The following is a 13,242-nucleotide window of genomic DNA, read 5'->3' as shown; positions in this document are numbered from 1 at the left end:
AGGACTCCGGTGTTCCGGACCGTCACCGACGCCAGGCGGTCGTCCACTTACCGCTCACGACACCCGGGGATCACCGGTAGACCCGCGAACCGATCGGCGAGGAAGTTCATCGCGCCCGGCGCCTCACCGATCGCCGCCGGGTTGTGGGTGGGCAGCATCGAGTGCACCGAGGTGATCGACGCTCCCTGCGCGCAGTACCGGCCGATCAGGTCGGTGAAGCCCGCGACGGGGATCACGTCGTCGGTCAGGCTGTGGTACAGGTACATCGGCGTCTCCGGCGCGCTGCCGCCGAGTTCCTGGGCGTCGGTCGCGGCGCGGAAAATCGGATGTCTCAGCAGGCCCGGGACGACGGCGAAGTCGTCGGCCCACGCGCCGACGTATTTCGGCACCAGGTCGGATCCGCACATGGTGGCATTCTCGGCCAGCGCCGCACGCCCCCGATCGTTGAGCAACTCCAGCACGCCGTTACCGGGATCGTTTCGGGCGAGCGCGAACACGATCAGCAACGCCAGCCCGGCCTGCACGGTGCCGTCCGCCTCGCGAGCGATGGCGGGCCAGTCCGCGGGAACGCCACCCGAGGTGATTCCCGCGAACCGGACGTCCGGGGCGTACTCCGGCTGCAACTGCGCGGCCCACAACGTGGCGAACGCACCGCCGGAGTAGCCCCAGGCGCCGATCGGCGTGGCGGGTCCGAGTCCGGCCTGCGGAAGATCACGCGCTGCACGGATGCCGTCCAGCACACCGCGTCCGGAGTTCACACCGTCCAGGAACCGGGATCGCGGCCCTTCGTAGTCACTGGCCACCACCGCCCACCCACGGCGTAGCGCCTCGGCCATGAACGGCGTATCGATCACCGTGTTCACCGCGCCGGTGTCCCAGCCGCCGCGCAGCGCGAACGACGGTGCGCACCGCGTGCCCAGACTGTCCTCGGGCACCTGATACGACAGCAGGGGCCGGGCGCCCGGGCCGAACCACGGCAGCATCGGCACCAGCACGGTCGCCACGTCGGCTACGGGATCGTCGCTCGCGTCGGTGGTGCGATACTTCACCTGCCACGCCGAAATCGGCAGCGGCAGTCCGAACAACGCGATGGGGCGGGAATCCAGCACGGCGCCGTTGCCATAGCGCGCGAGGTCGGCGGGAGCCGCGTAGAACGGGTCGTGGTCCGGCGGCGGTAGCTCGGCGTGTGCCGCTGGGACAGCGGCCAGGACGATCAACGCGGACAGCATGATCCCCAGGATCACCGTGCACACGGGGCGGTTGCTCGCCTGCGCGACGACAGGCGCTGCGTGAACATCCTTCATCAGGGCCTCCCCAGTCCCGGCGAGGCGGTGGGTCTCCCGGTGCGGCGGGGCTCACCTGACCTCCTGAACTCCACGGTACTGCCGGGCCGACCCACCCGGCAACGGTCGATCGCAGGTCACACCCACCGCCGCTGGTGTCCGCCCGGCTGGCTACAGTGTTGGCCAAAACGCCCCCAGCGCAATCGAATAGCTGTCCGGGGTCACCCCCCTCGCAGCGCGAGCGCAACGAACAGGAGTAGCCGAGCATGCGGCATGGCAACGGATTGGATATCCCCGAGGGACTCGCCGACGTGTGCGCCCCGGACCGAATGGCGGTGATCGTCTACGACATGCAGGTCGGCGTGCTCAGCCAGTTGCCGGACGGGCCGGAGATCATCGAGCGGGTGGTCGGCGTGGTCGACGCGGCGCGCTCGGGCGGCTACCCGGTAGTCTTCCTGCGCCATTTCTTCCTGCCCGAACGCCTGAGCGGAACCTTCGCGCTGCGCATGGCCATGAGCTGGCAGCAAGTGGATTCGGTGGACGAGGTGCGCTTCATCCTGCAGCGCGACACCCCGGCCTTCGAACTGGTTCCCGAGCTGCGCCCGCGCGCGGACGAGGTGGTGTTCGACAAGACGTCGATGTCGGCCTTCGAAGGGACTCCGCTGGCCTCGATGCTGCGCGACCTGCGCATCGGCGCCTACGCGATCGCGGGCGTCGCGCTGGAGATCGGCATCGCCCCCACGGTCACGCATTCCACCGATCTCGGCTTCGTGCCGGTGGTGATCAGCGACGCGGTGGGCGGCCGGGACAAGGAGGCCATGGCCCGGGCTTACGCCGACTTCGAGTTCCAGGGCCACGCGCTGGTGACCGACATCGCGACCATCACACCGCTGCTCGCCGGCGCCAACTGACCCGACGGGACCCGGCCACGGCCGGGTCCCGTTCGACGCTCACTGCTCCCGCAGGGCTTTCTTGGCCGCGCTCTGGGCGGCGTCGACCTGGCTTGCGAACTTCTTGCCCGTCTTCTCGTCGACGAGATCGCCCGCCTTGTCGATCACCGTGTCCAGCTTGTCCGCGTTCTTCCGGGCCAAGTCCATCGCCTTGCCGGCCAGGTTCTTGAAGTCCACCGTGCACTCCTCGTCTCGCGCTGAGAACCACCGCGAGACAACCCTACTCAGCACCGAGCCACGCCGGGTGCCACAACCGGCCCGTCTCGGTCCAGTTCATGAAGCGCACGGTGCCACCGAGTTTCGGCGTCACCCACACCGCTTCCTTGCGTTCCTCGGCGGTCAGGTCGTTGTCGAACGGCGATGTCTTGCGTTCCAGCGGGCGCAGCCGCGCGGCCAGCGCCCGCAGGTCCGAGTCGTCGAACCCGGTGCCGACCCGTCCGACGTAGACCAGCCGCCCGTCGTGCGGAATGCCGACCAGCAAGGACTTGAATTCCCGCGCCGAGCTGCGCCGCCATCCGCCGATCAGCACCCGCTGCGTGCGCCAGTTGCGTTGCTTCACCCAGGCATGCCCACGCTTGCCCGGTAGATACACCGAGTCCTTGCGCTTGGCGACCACACCTTCGAGCCCGTGCTGCTGGCTGTAGCGCAAGGCGTCGGCGCCCGAGCCGTCCAGGCGCGGGGGTACGACCAGCGACGGCGCGTTGGCGGCGAGCGCCTCCAGCACCCTGCGGCGGTCGGCGTAGCGTTTGCGCAGCAGCGAGGTGCCGTCCAGGTACAGCACGTCGAAGGCGACGAACACCGCCCGCGCCGCATCGGCCTGCAACAGACCGAGGTTCGCGACGCCGTGATCGTCGAAAACGACGGCCTCACCGTCCAGCACCACCTGATGTCCGGACAACTCCCGCCGCAACGCCGCGATGCCGGGATAGCGGTCGGTCACGACGTGGCCCGCCCGGCTGCGCAGCGTGATCGCGCCGGACTCGATCTCGGCGATCAGCCGGAAGCCGTCCCACTTGGTCTCGAAGCACCACTCGGCGGCGCCGAGTTCGGCGACGTCACCGTGCGTCGCGAGCATCGGTGACAGACCGCGCGGCAGCGGCGCGTGCCCGCGGGAGGGACGGATGATCCGGCCCTGCGGTTCGTCCGGCTCCTCCTCCTGCTGTTCGGCTCCGTTCTGCGCACGCATCAAATGCATCAGCCATTGGTTGCCGTTGGTCTGGATCAGCGCGTACCGGCCGGTGAGCCGCCTGCCGTGGAAGCGAACGATGACTTCGTCGTCGCGCCACTTCTCGGTCTCGTAGGTGCCGGAGTCCCAGATCGTCATCTCGCCTCCGCCGTACTCGCCCTTCGGGATGGCGCCGTGGAAGTGGAGGTACTCCATCGGATGGTCTTCGGTGTGCACGGCGAGGCGGTTCTGCTCGGGCGAGGTCGGTGGCCCCTTCGGCACCGCCCAGGACACCAGCACCCCATCGCGCTCCAGCCGCACATCCCAGTGCAGGCGCCGCGCGTGATGCTCTTGCACGACGTAGCGATTGTTCTCCCCCGGCGCGGGCGCCTGCGCCGGAACCGGCTCGGGTGTGCGGGACGGGTCGCGCATCGAGCGGTACTTCGTCAACGCGTCGGAAGCCGCCCCGGATGAATCATCCTGCGCGGGAGCGGTATCCAGTTCGGCGAGCAGATCGCCGTCGGAACGGTACCTGGCGAGCACCTCGTCGAACCGCAACTGCCGCAGCCTCGTGCGATTCTCGATCTCCTTCCAAGTGCGTGGCGCAGCGGCATTCGGCTCCGGCCGCCCCCGCATCGAGTAGGGCGCGATGGTGGTCTTCGCGGCGTTGTTCTGGCTCCAGTCCAGGAAGACCTTGCCGCCGCGCGCCGCCTTCGCCATCGTCGCCGTGACCAGGTCCGGACGCAGCCGTTGCAGATTCGTGGCCACCTGTTTCGCCACCGTGGACGCGCCGTCGGAGTTCAGCTCGCGATCCAACGGCACATACAGGTGGATGCCCTTGCTGCCACTGGTCACCGGGAAGGCGCGCAGGCCGATGCCCTCGACCATCTCGCGCACCGCGAGCGCCACCTCGGCGCATTCGGCGAGCCCGACCCCCTCCCCGGGATCCAGATCGAAGACCAGCCTGGTCGCGGGACCCATGTCGTCGCCGTCGAATCGCCACTGCGGCACATGGACTTCCAACGCGGCCTGCTGCGCCAGCCAAGCCAGTCCCGCCTCGGAATCGATCAGCGGGTAGACGACCTTGCGATCGGAATGCCGCAAGGCCCGCCGATCGATCCACGACGGGGCATGCGACGGGAGATTCTTCTCGAAGAAGGACGGTTCGTCGACGCCGTTCGGCCAGCGCTTGCGGGTCACCGCCCGCCCGGCGATGTGCGGCAGCATGGCGGGCGCGATCGCCGAATAATAGGCGATCACTTCGCCTTTCGTGGTTCCGGTGGCCGGGTACAGCACCTTGTCGAGGTTGCTCAGGTCAACCTCGATACCACCGAACTCGCGGCGGGCCGCCATATCCGAAGTGTAGCGGCGGAGACCCGGCTGAGGTCTCCGCCGCGGACTCAGGCGTGCGGCCCGGACTGATCGGGCGGAACCACCTTCTTGGCGGCCTCCTTGCCCTTGGCGATCTTGTCCGTGTACTTGCCGTGCGTCTTCTGATCGATGAAGTCACCGGCCTTGTCGACCGCGTGGTTGATCTTGTCGGCGTTCTTGGCCGCCGCGTCCTTCCCCTTGTCGACCAGGCCCTTGACCGTGTCCGCGAAACTCATCGCCGTGATCCTTCCTGTCGCCAACTATCCGGAGTGCTTCACCCGATATTCTCCCACCAAGAATCCGCAGGTGGGGTGCTCGACGGGTGCACGCGTTCGCCGGGCATCGGCACCGCGACACCCGTGCCCGCCGCCCGCGCCGCGGTCACCATCCGCGCGACCGGCTCCGACCAGCCGTGGAAGGCGAGATTGAAGGTGGCCCAGTGAATGGGCACCAGCAGTCCGTGACCGGGATTCCCGCCACACAGGTCGGCGTGTGCCCGGACCGCCTCCTCGGGGTTCATATGCACATCCGGCCATCGCTCGTCGTAGGCGCCGATCGGCAGCAGCGTCAGATCGAACGGGCCGAGCGCCGCGCCGGCCTCGGCGAACGCCTTCGTGAAGCCGGTGTCGCCGCCGAAGTACACCCGCCGGGTCGGGCCGACGATCGACCACGAGGCCCACAGCGTGGTGTTGCGCAGCAGGCCGCGTCCGGAGAAGTGCCGAGCCTCGGTGCAGGTGAGCACCAGATCGGCGCCGTCACGGCCCCGGCCGAGGTCGGTGAGCGACACCGAACCGCCCCAATCCAATTCGACGATACGTTCGTCCGGGACACCCCAGTGCCGCAAGTGAGCGCCGATGCCGATCGGAACGAGGAACGGCGTGTCCTGGCGTGCCACCAATTCCCGGACGGTCTCCTTGTCCAGGTGGTCGTAATGGTCGTGCGAGATGATCACCGCGTCGATCGGAGGCAGATCGGCCAGCGGCTGCGGCACCGGATGCATGCGCGCGGGCCCGACCAGCGGCGACGGCGAAACCCGCTCGCTCCATACCGGATCGGTGAGAATCCGGTACCCGTCGACCTCGACCAGCGTCGTGGCGTGGCCGTACCAGGTGACGGCCAGAGCGGCCGCCTCGGCCGGCTGCTGCGGGGTCCGCAGTGGGACCGGACCCCGCGGTCTGCCCGCGTTGCGCCGGGTCAGTGCCGAGACCAGCAGCGAGGGAGCCGAACCCGCCACCATCTGGCTACTGGGTTCGGTGTTGTGGAACTGGCGGTCGCGATAGGTGGCCGCGCCCACCGCGTACGGCTGGATGGCCGAGATCGAGGCGCCCATCGCCGACGGGATGTCCCACACCGCCCGGACCAGCCAGGTGATGCCGAGCGCGCCCGCCGCGGCGCCCGCGACGCGTCTGATGCCCATCATCGCCCCACAAACTTCGCCGGGCGCTTTTCCTGTCTGGCCAAACGACCCTCCTTGGCATCCTCGCTCGTCCACGCGGCCTCCAGGGCCGCGCGCTGCTGCGCGGTCTCCGGATCGCGCGTTCCGTCATCATTGAGCACCAGCTTCATGTGGCGCAGGGACAACGGGGCCAATGCCGCGATCTGCTTGGCCCAGGCCTGCGCGTCGGCCACCGTGCCGATCCGGTTGGCGAACCCGAAGCTATAGGCGTCCTCGGCCGGGATCTGCTCGGCGCCCAGCAACACCGTGCGCGCCGGACCGCCGCCGATCAGGGCGGCCAGCCTGCGCACGGTCCAGCGATCCACGCTGATGCCCAGTTTCGCCGCCGGCACCGCGATGTACGCCTCCGGGGCGATCACCCGCAGGTCCGAAGCGAGCGCCAACTGCACGCCCGCGCCGATCGCAGCGCCGTTGATCGCCGAAATCACCGGGATCGGCGCCGATTCGATCGTGTGCAGCGTTTCCAGCAACCCGGACAGGAAATCGTCGGAGTACACCCCGGACAGATCGGCGCCCGCACTGAACACCGGGCCGTGCCCGGTCAAGACGATGACGCGCGCCTGGTCGGCGACAGCGGCGAGCACGGCCTCGCGCAGCAGTGTCACGAGTTCGTGGTTGAGCGCGTTGCGGCGCTCCTCCCGCTGAAGTTCGATGGTGACCACGTCACCGTCCCGGCTGACCCCGAGCATGCGACCTCCCCGACTGAACGGTCCGTCTGATCTTTTCACTCTGCCACAGCGGACCGCCTGCTCCGCGCCGGGCGATACGATCACCGGCTGTGCCGACCGACTTCGACATCCTGGTGATCGGCGCTGGTCAGGCGGGACTGTCGGCCGGTTATCACCTCCAACGCCTCGGGTTGCGCCCCGAGCGGCACTTCCTGCTGGTCGACCGGTCTCCCGGTCCCGGCGGCGCGTGGCAGTTCCGCTGGCCCTCCCTCACCCTCGACACGGTCAACCGCGTGCACGATCTGCCCGGTATGTCGTTCGCCGAGACCTTGCCGCCGGGGTCGTCCTCCGTGCCCGCGGCCTCGGCGGTGCCGCACTACTACGAGCTGTACGAGAAGCGGTTCGACCTGCGGGTGCACCGGCAGGTCTCGGTCACCGTGGTCTGTGACCGCACGGAGGACGGCGCTGCGGCCGCACGCGGCACGGTGCTCGACGCGGAGACCGACGTGGCGGGCGCGTTCCGGGTACGCGGCCTGATCAACTGCACCGGCACCTGGGAGCATCCGTTCGTTCCGCACTATCCCGGAGCGCAGACCTTCGCGGGCCGCCAGCTGCACACCCGCGACTATCGCAATGCCGAGGAATTCGCGGGCGAGCACGTCGTGGTGGTCGGCGGCGGCATCTCGGCGGTCCAGCTGCTCGACGAGATTTCCCACGTCACCACCACGACCTGGGTCACGCGGACACCGCCGCGCTTCCGCGAAGGCGCCTTCACCGAGGAGGACGGGCGAGCCGCGGTGGCGATGGTCGAGGACCGGGTGCGGCGCGGGTTGCCGCCGGGATCGGTGGTCTCGGTCACCGGCCTGCCGCTCGACGACCGGTTACGCGCGGCGCGGGCTCGCGGCGTGCTCACCCGCCTGCCCATGTTCGAGCACATCGAGCCCGACGGCGTGCGCTGGGCCGACGGGAGCTTCCAACGGGCGGACGTGATCCTCTGGGCAACGGGGTTCCGCAGCGCGCTGGACCACCTGGCGCCACTGCGATTGCGTGGACCCGGCGGCGGGGTCACCATGTCGGGACGACTGGCCACCCAGGTGGCCGCCGATCCGCGCATCCATCTGATCGGCTACGGGCCGTCGGCCAGCACGGTCGGCGCCAATCGCGCGGGACGTGCGGCGGCGCTCGAACTCACCGGACATCTCGGACTGCGCTGACCCACGCCGACCGGAATCGTCAGTCGATCAGGCCCATGGTGAACGTGTCCGGATCTCCTCCGGTGCGCGAACCGGTGTCCAGCGCGGTGATCGCGTCCATCTGCGCCGCGGTCAGCTCGAAACCGAACACGTCGAAGTTCTCCGCGATCCGCGACGGCGTCACCGACTTCGGGATGACGACGTTGCCCAGTTGCAGGTGCCAGCGAATGATCACCTGCGCCGGAGTGCGGCCGACCTCGGCGGCCACCGCGGTGACGACGTTTTCGTCGAGTACCGTGCCCTGTCCGAGCGGGCTCCACGCCTCGGTGGCGATCGCGTTGGCGGCGTGGAATTCGCGCAACTCGGGTTGCGCCAGCCGCGGGTGCAGCTCGATCTGGTTCACCGCCGGGATCTCACCGGTCTCGGCGATGAGCCGCTGGAGATGCGCGACCGTGAAGTTCGAGACCCCGATCGAGCGCACCCGGCCCTGCGACTTCAGCGCTTGGAAGGCGCGGAAGGTGTCCACGAAGCGGTCGGCCGCGGCCACCGGCCAGTGGATGAGGTAGAGGTCGAGGTAGTCCAAGCCGAGCCGCCGCAGACTGGCATCGAACGCGCGCAGCGTGGAGTCGTAACCCTGGTCGGAATTCCACAGCTTGGTGGTGACGTAGATCTCATCACGGGGCAGGCCGAATTCCCGGATCGCATGGCCGGTGCCCTCTTCGTTTCCGTAGATCGCAGCGGTATCGATGCTGCGGTAGCCAACCTCGAGCGCGGTGGTGACGACCGGGAAGACGTCCTCGGCGGGTACCTGGAACACGCCGAAGCCGAGCTGCGGGATCACGTTCCCGTCGTTCAGCACGATCGAGGGAACGGTGCTGGTCTCGCTTTTGAAGGTCACATTCCGACGGTAGAAGTGCGGCGGCGAACCGTCAATCACGCCCTCGGGTGTGTTGGCTTGCAATTTGCTGGGAAAGGCTGGGTAAGGGCTGTGCCGCCAGTCAGCTGGTCGGGCCGGGCAAGCCGAGCCGCCGGTACCGCGCCTGTCGCGCCGCGAGCAACTCCGCGTCCGGCCGGGCGCGCAATGCCGCCAGTTCGTGCGCGATCGCGGCGACCATGCGGCGGGCGAAGTCGACCGGCTCGTCCGCCGCGTCGGGCAACTCCGGCACGATCCGGTCGACGATACCGTCGCGCAGTAAGTCGGCGGCGCTGATCCGTTGTGCCGCAGCTAGGGCGGCCGCATGATCGGTGTCGCGGAAGACGATGGCGCTCGCGCCCTCCGGCGGCAGCGGGGCCAGCCAGGCGTGCGTCGCGGCGAGCACCCGGTCAGCGGGCAGCAGCGCCAGCGCGCCACCACCGGTGCCCTGGCCGAGCAGCACCGAGACGGTCGGGGTATCCAGTGTCACCAGGTCCGCGATGCAACGGGCGATCTCAGGCGCCAGTCCGCGCTCTTCGGCTTCCTTCGACAGCGCCGCGCCCACCGTGTCGATGACCAACACCAGCGGCAGCCGCAACTCCTGAGCAAGCGCCATACTGCGCCGCGCCTCCCGTAGCGCGGCCGGGCCCATGGTGTTCTCGCCCTGTTGGCCACGCCGGTCGTGCCCGAACACCACGCACGGCTGCCCGCGGAAACGGCCGAGGGCGAGCACGGCAGTGCGATCGGATTCTCCCTGACCGGTGCCGCTGAGCGGAACCCGTTGCGTCACATGACGTAACAGATCTCGGATGCCCGGACGCTGCGGGCGGCGGGAGATCAGAACCGACCGCCACACCCGATCGGCCTCGGCGGCGATCCGCAGGTCGTCGAGCTGATTTCGTTCTGCTCCAGCGACATTCGCATCCGGGACGCGATCCACTACCGACGACTCAGGCGGCGTGGCGATGTGATCGGAATTCCGCTGTGTCGCAACGGTGTCGGGAAGTTCGACACCGCTGAACACACTCAACGCGCGATGGGCGATGCGGCGGAAGACCGGGATCGGGAGAACACCGTCGATAACGCCACGCCGATACAGGTTTTCCGCGGTCTGCACGCCTTCTGGGAAGGGCCTGCCGTACAAGGCCTGGTAGACCCGTGGACCGAGAAAGCCGATGAGCGCCCCGGGTTCGGCGAAAGTGATGTGGCCCAATGATCCCCACGACGCGAAGACGCCACCCATCGTGGGGTTGCGCAGGTAGACCACGTAGGGATGCCCCGCCGACTTGTGCGCCGCCACCGCGCCCGCGATCTTCACCATCTGCACGAAGGCGACGGTGCCCTCCTGCATTCTGGTCCCGCCGGAGGTCGGCGAGGCGACCAACGGCAGCCCGAGTTCGGTGGCGCGCTCCACCGCCGAGACGATCCGCTCCGCCGCCGCCACGCCGACCGAGCCGGCCAAGAAACCGAACTCGCAGGCGATCACGGCCACGCGCCGACCACGCAGCAACCCTTCGCCGGTCAGCACCGATTCGTCGGTGCCTGCCGCGACCGCCGCCTTCCGCAACGCATCGCGGTACTGCGGGGAGGCGGCCACCGTCACCGGTGGCCGGTCCCAGCTGACGAACGAGTCCGTGTCGAGTAATTGCTCCAGCAACTCTCGCGCCGAAGTGCGCACCGGTCGAGCCTATCCCGCTCTACCCGGCGCCCCGGCGAACCACGGGAGCACTCAGTAGCCCTGCATCACCTTGCGCAGCGCGTACTCGGTGAGCGCGACCAGCGCCTGCTTGGCCGGCTCACGACGACGAGCATCGATGGACAGGATCGGCACATCGGCGGGCACGGCGAGCGCCTGCCGGATGTCCTCGATCGGGTACCGCGGTGCGTCGTCGAACTCGTTGAGCGCCACCAAGAACGGTAGGCCGCGCGCTTCGAAGTAGTCGACGGCCGCGAAGCTGTCCTCCAGCCTGCGGGTGTCGACCAGGACGACGGCACCGATGGCGCCACGGATCAGGTCGTCCCACATGAACCAGAATCGATACTGGCCAGGCGTGCCGAACAGATACAACACCAGATCGTCGGCGAGACTGATCCGGCCGAAGTCCATCGCCACGGTGGTGGTCGACTTCATCGGGATGCCGGTCAGGTTGTCGATCCCGGCGCTGGCATTGGTGACCAATGCCTCGGTGCGCAGCGGAACGATCTCCGAGACAGCACCGACCAACGTGGTCTTCCCGACGCCGAAGCCACCGGCGACCACGATCTTCGCCGATGTTGGCTTGCTGGTACGAGTGTCGACCTGCGCCGTCGAATCAAATACGCCGGAGTCCACTGAGAACCCTTTCGATCAGCTCGCGACGCTCATCGTCGCTGGAATCGTCTTTCAAAGTCGCCGATACGCGCACGTGCCCGGCCTCGATCAAATCGGCCACGAGCACACGGGCCACCCCGATAGGGATACCCAATCGGGCTGCTACCTCGGCAACGGACGGCGATTCTCTGCACAACTCCACGATTGACGTCTCGATGTTGGTCAGTTCGAACTGCCGCTCCAGGGCGACCGGATGCGATGCGACGAGAGCCTCCAACGCCAACTCGACCGCGGGCCTGGTTCGGCCTGCGGTCAGCGAGTATGGGCGAACGAGGCTCGGCTCGGCGCTCCCCACGCGGTGATCTTCTATGTCCATCCCACCATCAGGAACCCATCGTGACGCGTGGTGTGGCCTGAACAGTCTGGCCAACCCGCTCGACCAACAGAGCCATCTCGTAGCCGACCTGACCGATGTCACACGAAGTGTTGGTCAGCACCGCGAGATAGGAACCGTCGCCGACAGCCATGAGTAGCAGGTAACCGTGCTCCATCTCGACGACGGACTGCAGCACGGTGCCACCCTCGAACAGGTTCGAGACGCCGACTGACAGGCTCGCCAGACCGGCCGTGACGGCCGAGAGCTGTTCGGCGCGGTCGACGGGCAGCTGGGCACTCGCGGCCATGAGTAGGCCGTCAGCCGAGACCAGGACGGCATGGGCTACGCCAGGAACCTCGTTGGCAAAGTTCGAAACCAGCCAATCCAGCTGACGATTCGTACCACCTAGATCGGGGTTCATCGGTCTCCTTTATCTCCGGTTAGGTTCATTGCTCTCATTGCGCGGCCATCCCGGACGCCCTGCTGGTGACGACTCAAGCTGGACCTGATCGTTTCTGGGTCACGGCGCGGCGCCCGATCCGCCGCACCGCTGACGCCGCCGGGGACAAGCCTTCCGCCCGGATTGCGTTGCGGCAAGCCCGCCGCCGTTTTCGTCTCGGGCTGGGCCTCGCTGGCGCGGCGAGCCGCTTGCCAACCTTCGTCACCCGGCGACTCGAAGGAGGCGGCCACCTGAGACCTATCCGCGTTGGGATCCGACAGCCACGCCGACATCATCTCGGCGAAGATCGGCGTTCCGCCCATCGACGCCCCCGGCTCCTCCGCCGGCTGCAGCCTGGTCTGGAAAAACGAGGCCGTCTTGGCCGGATTGGACCGGAAGCTGTGCTTACCGGGATCGCGGCCCGGCGGCGTGGCGGGCTGCTCTCCGCTCGCGGCGTGCTGGCCACCGCGATCACGCTGCGGCAGCGCGATGCCCGGCGGCACCGGCTGGCGCTGCGGCGCTTGGGCGCCCGGCTGCCGCTGCGGCAGACCGGTCAGACCGCTCTCGCGCTGCGGCGGACCCGACGGTGCGGGCGGACGCTGCGGTAGACCGTTCACGGCGCCGGGCTCGCGCTGCGGCAGGCCACCCGCGGCCGAGTCCCGTTGCGGCAGACCGTTGACGGCGGGCAGCGCGCCGGAGCCCGGCTCACGCTGCGGCAAGCCGTTCCCGGCCGCATGCTGCGGAAGATGGTGGGCGCCGGAATCCCGCTGCGGGAAACCACTACCCGGTTCACGCTGCGGCAGACCACCGGGTGCGGCGTCGCGCTGCGGGAGATTCGGCGCCGGCTGCCGCGGCGGCAGACCGGTGGAGCCCGGCTCACGCTGCGGCAAACCACCCAACGCCGACTCACGCGACGGCAAACCGGTCGAGCCCGGCTCACGCGACGGCAAACCACTCACGCCGGACTCACGCGACGGCAAACCACCCAACGCCGACTCACGCGACGGCAAACCGGTGGAACCCGGCTCACGCGACGGCAAACCACTCACGCCGGACTCACGCGACGGCAAACCACCCAACGCCGACTCACGCGACGGCAAACCGGTGGAACCCGGCA

14 protein-coding genes are annotated in these 13,242 nt (G+C 68.7%); 2 read left to right on the top strand and 12 right to left on the bottom strand.

Annotated elements, in window-relative coordinates; genetic code table 11:
* Nucleotides 1-47: 47 nt before the first annotated feature.
* Nucleotides 48-1,304, bottom strand: a complete 1,257-nt coding sequence (locus ACWEKR_RS25700; RefSeq protein WP_452356638.1) for a lipase family protein — start codon at nucleotides 1,302-1,304, stop codon at nucleotides 48-50.
* A 245-nt stretch (nucleotides 1,305-1,549) separates the two neighbouring features.
* Between ACWEKR_RS25700 and ACWEKR_RS25695 the strand changes: the two genes are divergently transcribed.
* A complete protein-coding gene (locus ACWEKR_RS25695; protein WP_195085634.1) occupies nucleotides 1,550-2,194 on the top strand; it encodes a cysteine hydrolase family protein in 645 nt (214 codons plus the stop codon).
* A gap of 39 nt (nucleotides 2,195-2,233) precedes the next feature.
* Here the strand turns inward: ACWEKR_RS25695 and ACWEKR_RS25690 are convergent, their stop codons facing one another.
* From ACWEKR_RS25690 to ACWEKR_RS25670, 5 genes are read right to left on the bottom strand one after another with little or no spacing between them, the layout of a single operon-like run.
* Complete coding sequence (locus tag ACWEKR_RS25690; protein ID WP_452356637.1) at nucleotides 2,234-2,410, bottom strand: antitoxin; 177 nt, start codon at nucleotides 2,408-2,410, stop codon at nucleotides 2,234-2,236.
* Between the two features lie 43 nt (nucleotides 2,411-2,453).
* The gene (locus ACWEKR_RS25685; RefSeq protein WP_452356636.1) at nucleotides 2,454-4,751 is read right to left on the bottom strand and encodes an ATP-dependent DNA ligase; all 2,298 of its coding nucleotides are present in this window, start codon (nucleotides 4,749-4,751) and stop codon (nucleotides 2,454-2,456) included.
* Between the two features lie 47 nt (nucleotides 4,752-4,798).
* A complete protein-coding gene (locus ACWEKR_RS25680; RefSeq protein WP_063024726.1) occupies nucleotides 4,799-5,005 on the bottom strand; it encodes an antitoxin in 207 nt (68 codons plus the stop codon).
* 38 nt (nucleotides 5,006-5,043) lie between these two features.
* Nucleotides 5,044-6,186: an MBL fold metallo-hydrolase gene (locus ACWEKR_RS25675; protein WP_452356635.1), complete on the bottom strand. Its 1,143-nt coding sequence runs from the start codon at nucleotides 6,184-6,186 to the stop codon at nucleotides 5,044-5,046.
* A complete protein-coding gene (locus tag ACWEKR_RS25670) occupies nucleotides 6,186-6,914 on the bottom strand; it encodes an enoyl-CoA hydratase (protein ID WP_452356634.1) in 729 nt (242 codons plus the stop codon). Before ACWEKR_RS25670 ends, ACWEKR_RS25675 begins: the two co-directional genes overlap by 1 nt.
* 89 nt (nucleotides 6,915-7,003) lie before the next feature.
* Here ACWEKR_RS25670 and ACWEKR_RS25665 point away from each other — a divergent pair, with 89 nt between their 5' ends.
* A complete protein-coding gene (locus tag ACWEKR_RS25665) occupies nucleotides 7,004-8,107 on the top strand; it encodes an NAD(P)-binding domain-containing protein (RefSeq protein ID WP_452356633.1) in 1,104 nt (367 codons plus the stop codon).
* A gap of 19 nt (nucleotides 8,108-8,126) precedes the next feature.
* Here the strand turns inward: ACWEKR_RS25665 and ACWEKR_RS25660 are convergent, their stop codons facing one another.
* The 6 genes from ACWEKR_RS25660 to ACWEKR_RS25635 all read right to left on the bottom strand — a co-directional run bounded on the left by ACWEKR_RS25660 (nucleotide 8,127) and on the right by ACWEKR_RS25635 (nucleotide 13,084).
* A complete protein-coding gene (locus ACWEKR_RS25660; protein ID WP_452356632.1) occupies nucleotides 8,127-8,984 on the bottom strand; it encodes an aldo/keto reductase in 858 nt (285 codons plus the stop codon).
* A 100-nt stretch (nucleotides 8,985-9,084) separates the two neighbouring features.
* Nucleotides 9,085-10,677 carry a carboxyl transferase domain-containing protein gene (locus ACWEKR_RS25655; protein WP_452356631.1) on the bottom strand — a complete coding sequence of 531 codons (1,593 nt, stop codon included), beginning with the start codon at nucleotides 10,675-10,677 and terminating at the stop codon, nucleotides 9,085-9,087.
* A 51-nt stretch (nucleotides 10,678-10,728) separates the two neighbouring features.
* Nucleotides 10,729-11,331: a GTP-binding protein gene (locus tag ACWEKR_RS25650; RefSeq protein WP_174186021.1), complete on the bottom strand. Its 603-nt coding sequence runs from the start codon at nucleotides 11,329-11,331 to the stop codon at nucleotides 10,729-10,731.
* On the bottom strand, nucleotides 11,312-11,686 hold the full coding sequence (locus ACWEKR_RS25645; protein WP_014981573.1) for a DUF742 domain-containing protein: 375 nt from the start codon (nucleotides 11,684-11,686) through the stop codon (nucleotides 11,312-11,314). Before ACWEKR_RS25645 ends, ACWEKR_RS25650 begins: the two co-directional genes overlap by 20 nt.
* A gap of 7 nt (nucleotides 11,687-11,693) precedes the next feature.
* Nucleotides 11,694-12,107 carry a roadblock/LC7 domain-containing protein gene (locus tag ACWEKR_RS25640; protein WP_011207200.1) on the bottom strand — a complete coding sequence of 138 codons (414 nt, stop codon included), beginning with the start codon at nucleotides 12,105-12,107 and terminating at the stop codon, nucleotides 11,694-11,696.
* On the bottom strand, nucleotides 12,104-13,084 hold the full coding sequence (locus ACWEKR_RS25635; protein ID WP_452356630.1) for a hypothetical protein: 981 nt from the start codon (nucleotides 13,082-13,084) through the stop codon (nucleotides 12,104-12,106). The genes ACWEKR_RS25640 and ACWEKR_RS25635 overlap by 4 nt, the downstream gene beginning before the upstream one ends.
* Nucleotides 13,085-13,242 lie beyond the last annotated feature (158 nt).

It is taken from the genome of Nocardia sp. NPDC004573, assembly GCF_053602135.1.
This window is presented reverse-complemented; position numbering and strand designations above follow the sequence as displayed.

Bases quoted from the DNA above. Each gene is read 5' to 3' on its own strand.
- ACWEKR_RS25700 (WP_452356638.1), bottom strand. From the start codon at position 1,304: ATGAAGGATGTTCACGCAGCGCCTGTCGTCGCGCAGGCGAGCAACCGC.
- ACWEKR_RS25695 (WP_195085634.1), top strand. From the start codon at position 1,550: ATGCGGCATGGCAACGGATTGGATATCCCCGAGGGACTCGCCGACGTG.
- ACWEKR_RS25685 (WP_452356636.1), bottom strand. From the start codon at position 4,751: ATGGCGGCCCGCCGCGAGTTCGGTGGTATCGAGGTTGACCTGAGCAAC.
- ACWEKR_RS25680 (WP_063024726.1), bottom strand. From the start codon at position 5,005: ATGAGTTTCGCGGACACGGTCAAGGGCCTGGTCGACAAGGGGAAGGAC.
- ACWEKR_RS25675 (WP_452356635.1), bottom strand. From the start codon at position 6,186: ATGGGCATCAGACGCGTCGCGGGCGCCGCGGCGGGCGCGCTCGGCATC.
- ACWEKR_RS25670 (WP_452356634.1), bottom strand. From the start codon at position 6,914: ATGCTCGGGGTCAGCCGGGACGGTGACGTGGTCACCATCGAACTTCAG.
- ACWEKR_RS25645 (WP_014981573.1), bottom strand. From the start codon at position 11,686: ATGGACATAGAAGATCACCGCGTGGGGAGCGCCGAGCCGAGCCTCGTT.
- ACWEKR_RS25640 (WP_011207200.1), bottom strand. From the start codon at position 12,107: ATGAACCCCGATCTAGGTGGTACGAATCGTCAGCTGGATTGGCTGGTT.